At 67.6% G+C, this 13821-nt stretch carries 11 protein-coding genes; 2 read left to right on the forward strand and 9 right to left on the reverse strand.

What is annotated here, in order from left to right; genetic code table 11:
- Nucleotides 1-12 precede the first annotated feature (12 nt).
- From rfbD to GGD90_RS03395, 4 genes are read right to left on the reverse strand one after another with little or no spacing between them, the layout of a single operon-like run.
- Complete coding sequence (gene rfbD, locus GGD90_RS03380; RefSeq protein ID WP_153115864.1) at nucleotides 13-930, reverse strand: dTDP-4-dehydrorhamnose reductase; 918 nt, start codon at nucleotides 928-930, stop codon at nucleotides 13-15.
- On the reverse strand, nucleotides 927-1991 hold the full coding sequence (gene rfbB, locus GGD90_RS03385; RefSeq protein WP_153115865.1) for a dTDP-glucose 4,6-dehydratase: 1065 nt from the start codon (nucleotides 1989-1991) through the stop codon (nucleotides 927-929). The genes rfbD and rfbB overlap by 4 nt, the downstream gene beginning before the upstream one ends.
- A gap of 25 nt (nucleotides 1992-2016) precedes the next feature.
- Nucleotides 2017-3024 carry an NAD-dependent epimerase gene (locus GGD90_RS03390; RefSeq protein WP_153115866.1) on the reverse strand — a complete coding sequence of 336 codons (1008 nt, stop codon included), beginning with the start codon at nucleotides 3022-3024 and terminating at the stop codon, nucleotides 2017-2019.
- Entirely contained in the window at nucleotides 3021-3869 is an 849-nt protein-coding gene (locus tag GGD90_RS03395) for a glycosyltransferase family 2 protein (protein WP_153115867.1), read from the reverse strand. Before GGD90_RS03395 ends, GGD90_RS03390 begins: the two co-directional genes overlap by 4 nt.
- Nucleotides 3870-3931: 62 nt before the next feature.
- Between GGD90_RS03395 and waaC the strand changes: the two genes are divergently transcribed.
- On the forward strand, nucleotides 3932-5044 hold the full coding sequence (waaC, locus tag GGD90_RS03400) for a lipopolysaccharide heptosyltransferase I (protein ID WP_153115868.1): 1113 nt from the start codon (nucleotides 3932-3934) through the stop codon (nucleotides 5042-5044).
- Nucleotides 5044-6402 (forward strand): lipid IV(A) 3-deoxy-D-manno-octulosonic acid transferase, encoded by a 1359-nt coding sequence (gene waaA / locus GGD90_RS03405; protein WP_153115869.1) that lies wholly within the window; start codon nucleotides 5044-5046, stop codon nucleotides 6400-6402. The genes waaC and waaA overlap by 1 nt, the downstream gene beginning before the upstream one ends.
- Nucleotides 6403-6476: 74 nt before the next feature.
- Here waaA and GGD90_RS03410 read toward each other — a convergent pair whose 3' ends face one another.
- The 5 genes from GGD90_RS03410 to GGD90_RS03430 form a co-directional block, all read right to left on the reverse strand.
- Nucleotides 6477-7829, reverse strand: a complete 1353-nt coding sequence (locus GGD90_RS03410; protein WP_411841040.1) for a TolC family outer membrane protein — start codon at nucleotides 7827-7829, stop codon at nucleotides 6477-6479.
- A gap of 141 nt (nucleotides 7830-7970) precedes the next feature.
- A complete protein-coding gene (locus tag GGD90_RS03415; RefSeq protein ID WP_153115871.1) occupies nucleotides 7971-8624 on the reverse strand; it encodes a protein-L-isoaspartate O-methyltransferase family protein in 654 nt (217 codons plus the stop codon).
- A gap of 172 nt (nucleotides 8625-8796) precedes the next feature.
- Entirely contained in the window at nucleotides 8797-11904 is a 3108-nt protein-coding gene (locus tag GGD90_RS03420) for an efflux RND transporter permease subunit (RefSeq protein WP_153115872.1), read from the reverse strand.
- Nucleotides 11901-13013 (reverse strand): efflux RND transporter periplasmic adaptor subunit, encoded by a 1113-nt coding sequence (locus tag GGD90_RS03425; protein WP_153115873.1) that lies wholly within the window; start codon nucleotides 13011-13013, stop codon nucleotides 11901-11903. The genes GGD90_RS03420 and GGD90_RS03425 overlap by 4 nt, the downstream gene beginning before the upstream one ends.
- Complete coding sequence (locus tag GGD90_RS03430) at nucleotides 13010-13729, reverse strand: TetR/AcrR family transcriptional regulator (protein ID WP_153115874.1); 720 nt, start codon at nucleotides 13727-13729, stop codon at nucleotides 13010-13012. Before GGD90_RS03430 ends, GGD90_RS03425 begins: the two co-directional genes overlap by 4 nt.
- Nucleotides 13730-13821 lie beyond the last annotated feature (92 nt).

Below are 13821 nucleotides of genomic sequence, written 5' to 3' on the forward strand. Positions count from 1 at the left end.
CTGCGGCCGGTCTCAATAGCCGTTGGCGCGTTTGAGGGCGAGCAGTTGCATCATGCGTTCGAGATACGGCAGCCAGTCGGGCATCTCGAGCGCGAAATCGCGTTCCAGCCGCGTGCAGTCGAGGCACGAATTGGCCGGGCGGCGCGCCGGCAGCGGATAGTCGGCGGTGGCGATGGGCGTGACCGTGTCCGCCGCCGGCAGCCCGTCGAAGCCCGGCGTGCGCGCAGCAACGTCGAGGATGGCGCGCGCGAAGCCGCACCAGCTGACCGGATCGGCTGCCGCCAGATGGTAGAGCGTGCAGCCGTCGGGCGCGCGTTCGCCGCGGCGCAGCGCGGCAAGCACCAGCCCGGTAACGGTCGAGATCATCGCCGCCGGCGTCGGCGAACCGATCTGGTCGTCGACGATGCGTAGCGGCCGGCCTTCGCCGGCGAGGCGCAGCACGGTCTTGACGAAGTTCTTGCCGCGCGCGCCGAACACCCAGCTGGTGCGGAAGATCAGCGCGCGCGCGCCGCTGGCGGCGATGGCGCGCTCGCCGTCGAGCTTGCTGCGGCCATAAACCGAGAGCGGATTCGGCGTATCGCTCTCGACCCAGGGCGAGGCCTTGCTGCCGTCGAAGACGTAGTCGGTCGAGTAATGCACGAGCAGCGCGCCGAGCGCGCGCGCCTCGTCGGCGAGGATTCCCGGCGCCGTCGCGTTGATGCGCTGTGCGAACTCGGGCTCGCGTTCGGCCTGATCGACCGCGGTGTAAGCGGCGGCGTTGACGATGATCGCCGGGCGCAACGCGCGTACCGTGCGCAGCAGCGCGTCGGCGTCGGCGAGATCGCATTCGCCGCGGCCGAGCGCCGTTACCCGGCCGAGCGGCGCCAGCGAGCGCTGCAGCTGCCAGCCGACCTGGCCGTCCTTGCCGAGCAGCAGGATCGGCGTGCTCACGCGCCGGCTCCGTACTGCCGTTCGGTCCACTCGCGGTAGGCGCCGCTGGTGACGTTGGCGACCCAGTCGGCGTGTTCGAGGTACCAGCGCACGGTCTTTTCGATGCCGCTACCGAAAGTCTCGGCCGGCTGCCAGCCGAGTTCGGCGGCGATCTTGTCGGCGTTGATCGCGTAGCGGCGGTCGTGGCCGGGCCGGTCGGTGACGAAGACGATCTGCTGGCGATAGCTGCCGCCCTGCGCGCGCGGTGCGTGGCGGTCGAGCAGCTCGCAGACGGTGTGCACCACCTGCAGGTTGCTCATCTCGTTGCGCCCGCCGATGTTGTAGGTCTCGCCAACGCGGCCGGCAGCGAGCACGCGGCGGATCGCCGCGCAGTGGTCGCCCACATACAGCCAGTCGCGCACGTTGCTGCCGTCACCGTAGATCGGCAGCGGCTTGCCGGCGAGCGCGTTGTGAATCACCAGCGGAATCAGCTTCTCGGGAAACTGCAGCGGACCGTAGTTGTTCGAGCAGTTGGTGGTCAACACCGGCACGCCGAAGGTGTGGTGCCAGGCGCGGACGAGATGGTCGGAGGCGGCCTTCGACGCCGAGTACGGGCTGTTCGGCTGGTACTGGTTGCTTTCGGCAAAGGGTGCATCGTCGGCGTCGAGCGAGCCGTACACCTCGTCGGTCGACACGTGCAGGAAGCGGAAGGCGGCGCGCGCACTTTCTTCGAGCGTCGCCAGATACGCGCGCACCGCGTCGAGCAGGCGCCAGGTGGCGACGATGTTGGTTTCGATGAAGGCGCCGGGGCCGTGGATCGAACGATCGACGTGACTCTCGGCAGCGAAGTTCACCACCGCGCGCGGCCGGTGCTCGGCGAGCAGGCGCGCGACCAGCGCAGCATCGCCGATGTCGCCGCGTATGAAGACATGACGCGCGTCGCCCGCAAGCGCGCGCAGGTTGTCGAGGTTGCCGGCGTAGGTGAGCTTGTCGAGGTTCAGCACCGGCTCGTCGCTCTGCGCCAGCCAGTCGATGACGAAATTGGCGCCGATAAAACCGGCACCGCCGGTGACGAGGATCATGTCGCTTCCCTTTGCCTGCGGTCGTTCAGCGCCCGGTGTAGGCGCGATACCAGTCGACGAAACGCCCGATGCCGGTCGCCAGCGGCGTCTTCGGCGCAAAGCCGACCCAGGCTTCGAGACGGCGCGTATCGGCGTAGGTCGCCGGCACGTCGCCGTCCTGCATCGGCAGGAAGCGCTTGTCGGCGCTGCGGCCGAGCGCCCGTTCGAGCGTTTCGATGAAATCGAGCAGCGCCACCGGTTCGCTGGCGCCGATGTTGAAGACGCGGTGCGGCACGCGCGCGGTCGCCGGCGTCGGCCGCAACGGATCGTAGTCGGGATCGGCGGTCGCCGGCTTGTCGAGCACGCGTAGCACGCCCTCGACGATATCGTCGACGTAGGTGAAATCGCGGCGCATCTGCCCGTGGTTGAAGACGTCGATCGTCTGCCCGGCGAGGATCTTCTCGGTGAAGCTCCAGTACGCCATGTCCGGGCGGCCCCACGGGCCATAGACGGTGAAGAAGCGCAGCCCGGTCGCCGGCAGGCCGTAGAGATGGCTGTAGGTGTGCGCCATCAGCTCGTTCGACTTCTTCGTCGCCGCGTACAGGCTGACCGGGTGATCGACCGCGTCTTCCTCGGCGAAGGGCATCTTGGCGTTGCCCCCATAGACGCTCGAACTGCTGGCATAGACCAGATGCTCGACGCCGTTGTGGCGGCAGCCTTCGAGGATGTTCACGAAACCGAGCAGGTTGGCCTGCGCGTAGGCGAGCGGATTCTTCAGCGAATAGCGCACGCCGGCTTGCGCGGCGAGATGCGCGACGCGCGCGAAACCGCCCTCGGCAAAGAGACTGTCTACCGCAGCCGTGTCGGCAAGATCGCCGCGCACGCAGCGGAAACCCGGGTGACCGGCGAGCCGCGCCAGCCGCGCTTCCTTCAACGCAACCGGGTAGTAATCGTTGAGATTGTCAAAGCCGACGACCTCGTCGCCGCGCGCGAGCAGGCGCTCGCACAGGTGCATGCCGATGAAACCGGCCGCGCCGGTGACCAGAACTTTCATGCTCGGGAATCCCTTGATGCTTGGGTGGTGGAGGAGACGGACGAGGAAGCAGACGCCGCCCGCTGCAATTCGATCATCTTGGCATACTTGGTGAAGCTGTTGAAGCAGCCGATGACGATGTGGATGAAGCCGGGCAAGCCGTCGCGGTAGCCCCGGCGAACAACGAAGAACTTGAAGAAGCGCAGCAGCGGACTCGCCCACACCTTGCCGGCGCGCGCGCGCTGACCGGCGGCGACGGCGCCTTCGGCCGCCAGCGTCGTGTAGCGGTTCTGCTTGGCGAGGTAGGCCGCGATGGTCTCCGCCGAGTCGTGCAGCAGGTCGCCGGCGAGCGTGCCGACCGGACCGTCGGCGACGACCTTCTCGTGCACCGCGTCGTCCGACCAGCGCGCGCGGCGGCGGTCGAACAGGCGCAGGCTCCAGTCCGGATAACCCTCGCCATGGCGCAGGTAGCGGCCGAGGAAGCGGTTGCAGCGCGCGAAGCGAAAGGCGGCAACGTCACTGTCGGAATCCAGCGCCGCGCTGATCGCCGCGGCGAGCTCAGGCGTGACGCGCTCGTCGGCGTCGAGGCAGAGCACCCAGTCGTGCGCCGCCTGCGTCACCGCGAAGTGCTTCTGCGGCCCGAAACCGAGCCAGTCCTGATGCAGCACACGCGCACCGCAAGCGGCAGCGAGTTCCTGCGTGCCGTCGCTGCTGCCCGAATCGACGACGAGGATCTCGTCGGCAAACGCCGCGCTCTCAAGACAGGGCCGCAGCTGCGCCGCGGCGTTGAGCGTGATCAGCACGACCGACAGCGGCTTGTGTGCGAGCGCGCCGCTGGCGACAGAAGGGATGGGAGCAGAAGCCATGAGCGGGGCGGCGTCTCTTATAATCGGCGCTTTGCGGCGCAAGCCTGACATTTTACCTGCCGATGCGAATTCTACTGATCAAAACCTCCTCGCTCGGCGACGTCATCCACAATCTGCCGGTACTCAGCGATCTGGCGCGCGCCTTTCCCGACGCCGTCATCGACTGGTGCGTCGAGGAAGCCTTCGCCGACATCCCGCGCCTGCACCCGGCCCTGCACCGCGCAATCCCCGTCGCCGTTCGCCGCTGGCGCAAGGGGCTGACGCGCGGCGCGGTGTGGCGCGAGATTGGCGACTTCCGTCAGACGCTCGGCGCAGAGAACTACGATTTCGTTCTCGATACACAAGGACTCGTCAAAAGTGCCCTGATCGCCAAGGCGGCGCCGGGCGTGCGCCTCGGCTACAACGCCGGCGCCGCGCGCGAGCCGCTGGCGGCGCGTTTCTACGACCAGACCTTCGCCATTCCGCGCAACCTGCATGCGGTGACGCGCAACCGCTGGCTCGCCGCCGCGGCCTTCGGCCTACCCGCCGATTTCGTCGAGACGACGCCGCTCGACTACGGTATCGTTCCGCCGTCGCTCGAACTGCCGTGGCTCGGCGCGGCGCCGCGCCATGCCGTCCTGCTCAGCGCCACCTCGCGCGATGACAAGCTGTGGGACGAAGCCAACTGGGTCGCGCTCGGCCGCACGCTCGCAGAACGCGGCATCACGCCGGTTTTCCCCGGTGGCAGCGCGCCCGAGCGCGAACGCGCCGCACGGCTCGCCGCCGCCGTTCCCGGCGCGCTCGCGGCACCGCCGCTGACGCTGACGGACGCCGCGGCACTGCTCGGCCACGCCGCACTCAGCGTCGGCGTCGACACCGGCCTCGTGCACCTGTCGGCCGCGCTCGGTACGCCGACGCTGGCGGTCTATACGGCAACCGACCCGGCGTTGACCGGCGCACTGGCGCCGGCGGCGCGCGGCTTCGTGCGCAATCTCGGCGGCAAGGGCGCAGCGCCGACGGCAGAGCAGGTGCTCGCCATCGCCGAGATGGCGCTGCGCAGTGCCGCGCCACCGAGCAAGCAGAAGCCCCGCGAAGCTCCGCGCGATGCAAGCTTGCGTGCCGTCGGCGATGAGCGCGCGGCCCTCCTTGCCGATACCGTCCCGAGCGCAGACGTCGACGCCACGAGCGCCAACTGATGCTGCGCGCACTCTACTCCGCCGCTTTCACGCTCGCGCAGCCGCTGCTGCACGCGCGCCTCCTCTTCTGGCGCGCACGCCGCCAGCCCGAGTACCGCGAGCACGTCGGCGAACGCTGGGGCCATTACCCCGACCACCACGCGCAGGTCGGCGAACGGCCGCTGCTGTGGCTGCACGCCGTCTCGGTCGGCGAAACTCGTGCGGCGGCGCCGCTCATCGACGCGCTGCTCGCCGCGCATCCGCAGCACGCGCTGCTGCTCACACACATGACGCCGACCGGGCGCGCCACCGGCGCCGAACTCGTCGCCCGCCATCCCGGACGCATCGTGCAGGCCTACCTGCCCTATGACCTGCCAGGCGCCTGCGCGCGCTTCTTCGCGCATTTCCAGCCCGAGCGCGGGCTGATCATGGAAACGGAGATCTGGCCGAACCTGTGCGCCGCCGCAGCGGCGCGCGGCGTGCCGCTGGCGCTGGTGAACGCCCGCCTGTCGGCGCGCTCGGCCGCCGGCTACGCGCGCATCCGCGGCCTGATCGAACCGGCGCTCGCATCGCTGTCGGTGATCGCCGCGCAGACCGAGGCTGACGCCGAACGCCTGCGCGCGCTCGGTGCGCGGCGCGTCGTCGTCTGCGGCAACATCAAGTTCGACGTGACGCCGGCGCCCGACAAGCTGGCGCTCGGCGCCGCGTGGAAAACCGGCTTCGTCAGTGCCGACGGCGCAACGCGGCCAGTACTGCTCGCCGCGAGTACGCGCGACGGCGAGGAGGCGCTGCTGCTCGATGCGCTCTCTGGCTGGCTTGCTGGCGTCAACGCCAGCGGGTCAGCGGCTGATGCCACCGCCAATAGCGCCACGAACGAAGCCGACGCTGCGCCACCGCTGCTCCTGCTGGTGCCGCGTCACCCGCAACGATTCGACGAGGTCGCTGCGCTCGTCGCCGAACGCGGGCTGTCGCTTGCCCGGCGCAGCAGCTTTGCCGGCGCGGTGGCGCTGCCGCCGGGCACGCAGGTGCTGCTCGGCGACAGCATGGGCGAAATGGCCGCGTACTACGCGACGGCGGATCTGGCGCTTATCGGCGGCAGCCTGCTGCCCTTCGGCGCGCAGAACCTGATCGAAGCCGCGGCCTGCGGCTGCCCGACGCTGGTCGGCCCGCACAGCTTCAACTTCGCGCAGGCCACCGCCGACGCCATCGCCGCCGGCGCGGCGCGGCGGGTTGCCGACGCTGCTGACGCGGCGAATACCGCCCGCGCGCTGCTCGCCGACGAGAAAGCCTTGGCGCTGATGCGCGAGTGCGCGCTCGCTTTCAGCCGCGCGCATCGCGGCGCGACGGCACGCACGCTGGCGGCTGTGTTTGCTGATTAGGTGGTGGTCAGTGGAGGGTGGGAAGTGGGCAGCCCCACTCTCCACTTCCTACTTACTTCTCCCCACTTCCCAGATCAGCGCTCGAACATGCCGTTGATCTGCTGCAGGTCCTCTTCGGCCAGCGTGCCGACGGCGGCTTTCAGACGCAGTTGCGCGAGCAGCGTGTCGAAGCGCGCGCGCGCCAGATCGCGGCGAGTCGAGTAGACCTGCTGTTCGGCGTTGAGCACGTCGATGTTGATGCGCACGCCGACTTCGTAGCCGAGCTTGTTCGATTCGAGCGCGCTGTTTGAAGACACCAGCGCCGCTTCGAGGGCGCGCACCTGCGCGATGCCGTTGACCACACCGAGGTAGGACTGGCGTGCCGAAAGTGCGGCGTTGCGTCGCGCGCCGTCGAGCGCGGCAAACGCCGCCTCGCGGTTGGCAGCGGCCTCACGCGTCTTCGAGTTCACATAGCCGCCCTGAAAGAGCGGGATGTTGAGTTGCAGACCGACACCGCGCGCCGTCGACTCGAAGCGAGCATCGTTGAATTGCGTCGCGCCGGCGCGGTTTTCGGTGTAGTTGGCAACCGCATCGAGCGTCGGCAGGTGGCCGGCGCGGTTGCGCTCGACCTCGCGTGCGGCCACCTCGGCCGCCGCCTGTTGCGCCTGCACCGTGAAGCTGTCCTTCTCGGCGGCGTCGACCCACTTGTCGAGCGCGGCCGGCTGCGGCGGCGCCAGCGTCGCGTCGGCGCGCAGACGATTCAGCTCGCCGGCATCCTTGCCGATGATCACGCGCAGCACCTGCCGCTTGACCTCGAGATCGTTGTCGGCGGCGATTTCCTGTGCGGTCGCCAGGTCGTAACGCGATTGCGCCTCATGAGAGTCGGTGATCGTCGCCGTGCCTACCTCGAAGTTCTTCTTTGCCTGCTCGAGCTGCTGCGCGATCGCCGACTTGTTGGCGCGCACCGCGGTCAGGTTCTCCTGCGCATAGAGCACGTCGAAGTAGGCCTGCGCGACGCGTACGATCAGGTCCTGCCTGGCCTGCGCGAAGTTGGCCTCGCTCTGCGCCACCTGATACTGCGCCTGTCCGTACTGGACGAAATTTTGCCAGCGGAACAGCGGCTGCGTCAGGCTGACGCCGTAGCCGTTGCTGTTGAAATTGCGGTCGATGCTGTTGTAGGTGTTCTGATTCCACGTCGTGCTCGCCGAAGCGGCCACCACCGGCAACAAGCCGGCCAGCCCCTGCGGCAGCTTCTCGCGGCCGGCCTCGGCGGTGGCACGTGCCGCCGCGTACTGCGCGTCGTAAGCAACTGCGTCGCGATAAACCTGCAGCAGATCGGCCGCCAGCAGCGGCGGCGCCGCGCAGAGCGCGCCGAGCAGCAACGAAATCCTGCCGGCGCGCGCCAGCAACTTGCCGGGGGAGCCGACGGCAGCCAGATCAGACAGCACGGAGGAGTTCATCGGAAGCATGGGACCATCTCGCTTTCTGGATACTTCAGGCGGTTCGCCGGGCCTTGGCAACGACGCACGAATCGCGACAATCAGTGGTGGACGGCAGGGAAGGCATGCGCAAAGCGCCCTGGAACCCGTTCAGAAGACAAAAGCGCTGCGCCGCTCGGCATTGGCCAGCGGCGCGACAACGGTTTCAAATAGATTCACCCGGCTCCAGGCATCTTCATCGGTACGGGTGACGAGTTGCACGCTCATCGCCGGCGCTTCGCCGACGATCGCCACCAGACGGCCGCCAAGCTTGAGCTGGGAGAGAATGGTGTCGGGCAATTCGGGCAGCGAACCGGAGATGACAATCACGTCGTAAGGCGCCTGTTCCGGCCAGCCACGGGCGCCGTCGCCGACTTCGACGCTGACGTTGGCGATGCCGGCGCGCGCCAGATTCTTCTCGGCCATCCGCGCCAGTTCGGGGTCGACCTCGATGCTCACCACGTACTCGGCTTTCGAGGCGAGCAAGGCCGCCATGTAGCCGCTGCCGCTGCCGATTTCGAGAACGACGTCGGTCTTGCGTACGCCGATCTCCTGCAGCATGCGCGCTTCGATTTTTGGCGCCAGCATGCTCTGGCCATTGCCGATCGGCAGCTCCATGTCGGTGAAGGCGAGATCGCGCAGCGCCGGCGGCACGAAGTCCTCGCGCCGCACCACAGAAAGCAGATCAAGCACCGCCGGGTCAAGTACCTCCCACGGACGGATCTGCTGCTCGATCATCTTGAAACGTGCCTGTTCGAAGTCCATGCCGCTCCCATCCTTGCCCGAGTGTTAGCCCCGATTTCGCCGTGCCTGCCGTCCGCTGCCGTCGCGCCGCCCGTCGCCGCCGACGGGCAAAAACCACCGCGCAACCGTCGCCTGCTGCGGCAAAAACCCGCGACCCGAATATATTAGCATTGCCTAATGCTCAGCCAGAAGATTATACCCGAGTGACCACAGCGTCCGCCGGCAGCGGCTTGACGCGATACCAGGCGGCGTAGAGCGCCGGCAGGAAGAGCAGCGTCAGCAGCGTGGCAACGATCAGGCCGCCCATGATCGCCACCGCCATCGGCCCCCAGAAGACGCTGCGCGTCAGCGGAATCATCGCCAGGATCGCCGCCGAAGCGGTGAGCATGATCGGCCGGAAGCGGCGCACGGTCGAGTCGACGATCGCCTCCCAGCTCGGTTTGCCGGCCTTCTCGTCCTGGTCGATCTGGTCGACGAGAATTACCGAGTTGCGCATGATCATGCCGAACAGCGCGATGACGCCAAGGTTGGCGACAAAGCCGAAAGGCACGTGGAATACCAGCAGCGCGATGGCAACGCCGATCAGACCGAGCGGCGCGGTCAGCAGCACGAGCAGCGTGCGCCCGAAACTCTGCAGCTGAACCATCAGCAGCGTGATGACGGCAACCAGCATCAGCGGCATCACCGCCTTGATCGATTCCTCGCCCTTCGCCGACTCTTCGGTCGCGCCACCCATTTCAATACGAAAGCCGGGTGGCAACTGGGCGCGCACGGCGTCGAGTTGCGGATCGATCTGGCCGCTGACCACCGGCGCCTGCGTGTTGTCGCGGATGTCGGCGCGCACCGTCACCGTCGGCAGGCGGTTGCGTCGCCAGATCAGGCCATCCTCCAGCTCGTAGCTGATCTTCACCGCCTGTGAAAGCGGCACATACTTGCCGCTGGCAGTGCGGATATTGATGTCAGCGAGCGTCGACAGCCGTGCGCGCTCGTCGGCCGGTGCGCGGGCAATGACGTCGATCAGCTGGTCGCCCTCGCGCAGTTGCGTCACGGTGACGCCGTTGAGCAGCGCGCCGACGAAGGACGACAGCTCCTGCGTGCTGATACCGAGCGCGCGGGCCCGTTCCTGGTCGATCTCGAGATGGACGCTCTTGCCCATCTCGTTCCAGTCGAAATTGACGTCGTTCAGGTGCGGGTTGGCGCGCATCACCGCCGCCACCTGCTCGGCGGCACGGCGCAGCTCGCCGCGGTCTTCGCCGGAAACGCGAAACTGCACCGGAAAGCCGACCGGCGGCCCGTTCTCCAGACGCAGCACGCGCGCGCGCAGGCCACTCCATTCACCATCGTCGGCGGCGAACAGCTTCTCCAGCCGCTGCTTGAGATCTTCGCGCGCGTCGATGCCCTTGGTGGTGACGACAAACTGCGCGAAGTTGTCGTTGAACAGCTGCTGGTCGAGCGGCAGGTAGAAACGCGGGCTGCCGTTGCCGATGTAGTCGGCGAAGAACTTCACCGACTTGTTCAGCTCCGGGTCTTCGAGCAGCAGGCGTTCGAGCTTTTTCGTCGCCGTTTCGGTCGCTTTCAGCGACGAACCCTGCGGCAGCCAGAGGTCGACCAGCAGCTCCGGCCGGCTCGACGCCGGGAAAAACTGCTTCTGCACGCCGCCGCCGAAGACGACCAGCGCCAGCGCGAAAGCCAGCACGGTGCCGCCGATCACCCACCAGCGACGACGCACGCAGGTATCGACGGTGGCGCGCACGCGCCGGTAGAACGGCGTGTCGTAAACGTCGCCGCCATGCGCCTGCGCCTTGGCGTAAAGCTTGTCCTGGCTGAGGATCTTGTAACCGATGAAGGGCGTGAACAACACGGCGACGACCCACGAAACGAGCAGCGCGATGGTGACGACGGCAAAGATCGAAAAGGTGTATTCGCCGGCGCCCGAACGCGCAAAACCGACCGGCGTGAACGCCGCTGCGGTGATCAGCGTGCCGGTAAGCATCGGAAACGCGGTCGAGGTGTAGGCGAAGGTGGCGGCGCGGAAGCGGTCCCAGCCCTGCTCCATCTTCACCACCATCATCTCGACAGCGATGATCGCGTCGTCGACCAGCAGGCCGAGCGCAATGATCAGCGCACCGAGCGAAATGCGTTGCAGGTCGATGCCGAAGACCACCATGAGCAGGAAGGTCACCGCCAGCACCAGCGGAATCGACAGCGCGACGACGGCGCCGGTGCGCAGGCCGAGGCTGATGAAAGACACCGCCAGCACGATCGCCAGCGCCTCGGCGAGCGAGGACATGAACAGCGAGATCGATTCCTCGACCACCTGCGGCTGATCGGCGACGACGTGGATGTCGATCCCCTTCGGCAGATCGGCCTGCAGACGCGAAATCTCCTGACGCAGTTTCGCTCCGATGGCAAGGACGTCGGCGCCCTTGTTCAGTGCGACGGCAACACCAATCGCGTCTTCGCCCTGAAAGCGCATGCGCGGCGCCGGCGGATCGACGAAGCCGCGCTGCACGCTGGCGATGTCACCCAGACGCAGAACTCGCCCACCCGCCTGCACGGCCAGCGCGCGCACCGCCTCGACCGAATCGAGCTCGCCGCTGACGCGAATGCGCACGCGATCGCTGGCGGTTTCGACGAAGCCCGACTGCGTCACCGCGTTCTGCTTCTGCAGGGCGTCGAACACCGCCTGCGGGTCGATGCCGAGCGCCGCCAGCCGGGCATGCGCCATCTCGACGTAGATTTTTTCGTCCTGCACGCCGACGAGTTCGACCTTCTTCACCTCGGGCACCCGGCGCAGCTCGCGCGCGATGCGGTCGCTCTCGCGGCGCAGCGCACCGAGATCGAAACCGTCGCCGGTCAAGGCATAGATGCTGACGAAGGTGTCGCCGAACTCGTCGTTGATGAACGGCCCCTGGACGCCGGCGGGCAGGGTGTTCCTGATGTCGCCGATCTTCTTGCGGATCTGGTACCAGGCCTCGGGCACCTCTTTCTTCGGCGTGTAGTCCTTGAGGATGATGAAGATCAGCGACTCGCCGGCCTTCGACGCCGAGCGCTGCACATCAACCCAGGGCGTTTCCTGCAGCTTCTTTTCGAGACGCTCGGTCACCTGCTGCTCGACTTCGCTCGCCGTCGCGCCCGGCCACAGCGTGCGCACGACCATCACCTTGAAGGTGAAGTCAGGGTCTTCGGCGCGGCCAAGCTTGAAGTAGGCAAGAACGCCGCCGACCAGCAGCACGACGATCAGGTAGCCGATCATCGCGCGGTGCCGCAGCGACCACTCGGAAAGATTGATCCCGCTCATTGCGCGGCGTTGCCCGCAGCCGGGCTCACTGTCGCCGCGGCGACCTTGACCTTTTCACCGGCGGTGAGCTTGTGTACACCGGCAACGACGATGCGCTCGCCGGCGGCGAGTCCGCTGGCGATGGTGGCGTCCTTCTCTCCCCATCCGGCCACCTCGACCGGCCGCAGGACGACCGTCGAGTCGGCAGCGAGCACCCACACCGCCGGCTTGCCGTCCTGCTGGAAGATGGCCGTCAACGGCACGCGCAACAGGCTTCCGGCCGCCGCAGGGAAACGCACGCTCGCCGTCATGCCGAGCAGCGGTCGCGCGCGCTTGCCGTCTTGCGCCGGCAGGTCGGCATCGGCGATGGCCACACGGGCGGCGAAGGTGCGCGTCGCCGGATCGGCGACGCTGGCCAGTTCGCGCAGCACGCCGCGATAGCGGGCGCTCGCATCGGCCCACAGGCTCACTTCGGCGGGCTGACCGATGCGCAGCGAGCCGACGCGCGATTCGGGAACGGCGATCGCCACTTCCATGCTGCCCGGACGCGCGACGCGGAAAACCGTCTGCCCGGCAGCGACCACCTGCCCGACCTCGCCGGCGACGGCGGCGACGACGCCCGGCGCGTCGGCGAGCAGCGTCGTGTAGGCATTCTGGTTGCGCGCCAGCTCGGCCTGCGCCTGCGCCGACTTGAGCGCCGTTTCCTTGGCGTCGAGCGCCGCCTGACTGACGAAGTTCTGCGTCCGCAGATCGCGATAGCGACGCGCGTCGGCCTCGGCCAGCGCCAGTTGCGCCGCCGCGGCCGTCGCCGAAGAAGCGGTATCGGCCGGATCAAGCCGGGCCAGCACTTCGCCGGACTTGACCGTGGCACCGGCGTCGACGCGCCGCTCGATGATCTTGCCGGCGACACGGAAAGCCAGTTGCGTCTCGAAGCGCGAGCGCAATTCGCCGGAATAGGTGTTCGCCGCATCCTCAGCGCCACTCTCGCCGACGAGCATGCTGAGCACGGGCCGCGGCGGCGCCGGCGGCATTTCCGGCTTGCTGCAGCCGGCGGCGCCGAGGGCAAGCACCAGCAGCGCCGGAAGAAGCACCGAAACCTGCCGCGGCGGCACGGGATGGCAAGAGCTCATGCCGGATTTCCTTCGGTCGCAAAGCCGCGGATGATCATGTCGCAGTGCATCGTCAGATAAGCCTCCGCATCGATTTCGCGCTCGTGGGCACAGACCGAGTAGCGCCAGACATGCAACATCATCACCGGCGCAATGATCAGGTCGATGGCGGTTTCGAGATCAACCCGCCGGAACTCGCCCGATTCGATGCCACGCGCCAGCACCGCGCCGAGCAGCGCGCGTCCGCGCATCATCACGTGATCGTGGTAGTACTTGGCCAGTTCAGGGAAATTGCCCGATTCGGCGATCATCAGCTTGGGCACGCCGGCCAGCCGCGTCGCGCCGGAATGCCGCCACCAGAAGAAGGTCAGCTCGCGCAGCACCTCGGCCGCCGAGCCGCGATGATTGGCCATGAACTGTTCGGCGGCGATCAGTTCGGGGACGATCGCCTCCTGGACCACCGCCTTGAACAGAGCTTCCTTGCTGTTGAAGTAGAGATACAGCGTGCCCTTGGAAACGCCGGCGCTGGCGGCGACATCGTCAAGCCGCGTCGCGGCGAAACCGCGCTCGACGAAGAGCTCGAGCGCCGCTGCGGCCAGCTCCGATGGCCGCGCTTCCTTGCGCCGGCTGCGCTGTTTGCGCCGGTCGCCGCCGACACGCAGGTTCACCGAGCTGGCGTCGGCCGCAGCGGCATTTGCACCCGACGGGAAAGAATTGACGAAAGACGAAGGATTCATGAGAATTTGCTACTGACCAATCGGTCAGTAATGTACAAGGGGCAAGGCGGCAAAGTCAAACGCCACCGCCATACGCCGTCGGCAAGCCGAAG

It is taken from the genome of Rhodocyclus tenuis (assembly GCF_014197755.1).
GTDB lineage: Bacteria > Pseudomonadota > Gammaproteobacteria > Burkholderiales > Rhodocyclaceae > Rhodocyclus > Rhodocyclus tenuis.